Raw genomic sequence first — 1,720 nt, forward strand, 5'->3', positions numbered from 1 at the left:
CCCGTCGTCGAGGTGCGGACCGAGACGATCCACCGCACCACGCACGTCAAGCCGACCGCCACGCGCAGCGCGACGCCACCAAGCGGTGCCCCCGTCGCGCAGGCCTCCGCGGTGCGCGTGGTGCAACCGGCACGGATCGCTGCCACTGCTCCTGCCCCCGCCGCGGTGCGGTCCCCGTCCGCAGCCCGCCACGAAGCGGCCGAGGACCACGTCTCGGCGCAGGAGCGCGATGCGACCGAGGATCACGGCTCGACCGAGGACCGCGAAAACGAGCACCCGGAGGCCGGCGAGGAGCACGCGTACGAGTCGAGCGAGCGCGGCGATGACTGACCCCGGGAAGAAGCCCGCGCCGGTGCGCTGGCGGGCTCGGACGTCCACCACGCTGGCAGTCACGGCGGTCGTGACCGCCGGTGCCGGCGGGGTCCTGGTCGGGCAGGTCGTCACCGGGCGCGACCCGGCCCTCGCAGCGATCGCTCAGCGTCAGGCCGCGCAACAGGCGTCGGCGGTCGGGGCGTCGAAGCCGGCACGTCCCAAGCGCACGGTCGTCATCCGACGCGTGATCGTCACCCGGGTCGTGACCGACCCGGCCACGTCCGCGCCGGCTGCGACGAGCGCGCAGACGTCGCAGCCACCGTCCTCGGTCGCGGTCCAGCGTGCGTCGGCGCCCGTCGCCGCCGCGCCCGCGCCCGCGCCCGCATCGGCTGCGGCGCCGCCACCCGTCGTGACCCAGGGGTCGTGAGCGACGTGTGGCACACGCACACCACGCCGCTCATGGGCACGACGCTGAACCTGGCCGGCGGCGCCGCGCACCTGTCGGAGTCCCAGGTCCGGGAGCGGTTCGCCGCCGTCGTGGACGACCTCCAGGCCCTCGCCGCCGTCTGGACCCGGTTCGACCCTGCGTCGGACCTCGAGCAGCTCAACGCATCCCGCCAGGAGTCCGTCAGGGTCGACCCGAGACTCGGACGCGCCGTCGCCGCCGCGCTGGCGTGCCGGCGGCGGAGTCGCGGCCTGGTCGATCCCGCGCTCGGCGACGCGATCGCCGACGTGGGGTACGACGAGACGATCTCGACGCTGGATCGCGTGGATCCGGTCGACGTCGCCCGTCTGGTTGCGCGTCGACCGTGCCGCCCGGCGCAGCCCAGGCGCCGGTGCGCGCCGGTCGCCGTGAGCCCCGACCTGCGGACCGTCATTCGCCGGCCCGGCGTGCGCCTGGACCTGGGTGGCACGGCGAAGGGCCTCGCAGTGGACATCGGCATGCGGCGCCTTCGGGACCTCGATCGCTGGACGATCGATCTCGGCGGCGACGTGCGGGTCGGCGGAGCACGCCGCGACCTGCGCCAGGAGGTCCTGGTCGCCGGGCCGGTCGACGGCGCGACGGTCGCGTGCTTGGCGATCGATCGGGGAGCCGTCGCCACCAGCGCCATCACCCGTCGAGCCTGGCGCGGGCGGGACGGCGAGATCGCCCACCACCTGCTCGACCCGTCGGCCGGCCGCTCCGCCTGGACCGGGCTGCTCCAGGTGACGGCGAGAGCCCGGACGGCCCTCGAGGCCGAGCTGCTGGCCAAGGTCGCGCTCCTGCGGGGACCGCAGGCTGGGGTGGACGTGCTGCGCGGTCGCCACGGGGGCGTGCTGGTGCACGCGGACGGCACCGTGCAGGAGGTGCACGCATGAGGCCCGACACCAACCCCCTCGACCACGTGTGGTGGCTCCTGTCCCGGAC

General features: G+C 75.5%; 2 protein-coding genes and 1 pseudogene. All 3 read left to right on the forward strand.

What is annotated here, in order from left to right; translation table 11 throughout:
- Nucleotides 1–330: pseudogene (locus tag ABYE80_RS20560) on the forward strand (hypothetical protein); the annotation flags it as partial.
- Entirely contained in the window at nt 323–739 is a 417-nt protein-coding gene (locus ABYE80_RS20565) for a hypothetical protein (RefSeq protein ID WP_372792277.1), read from the forward strand. The pseudogene ABYE80_RS20560 and the gene ABYE80_RS20565, both read left to right, overlap by 8 nt.
- Nucleotides 736–1,671, forward strand: a complete 936-nt coding sequence (locus ABYE80_RS20570; protein WP_372792279.1) for an FAD:protein FMN transferase — start codon at nt 736–738, stop codon at nt 1,669–1,671. Before ABYE80_RS20565 ends, ABYE80_RS20570 begins: the two co-directional genes overlap by 4 nt.
- The last annotated feature ends 49 nt before the right edge of the window (nt 1,672–1,720 follow it).

Origin of the sequence: Paraconexibacter sp., from assembly GCF_041602235.1 — a bacterium.
Taxonomy (GTDB): Bacteria; Actinomycetota; Thermoleophilia; order Solirubrobacterales; family Solirubrobacteraceae; genus Paraconexibacter.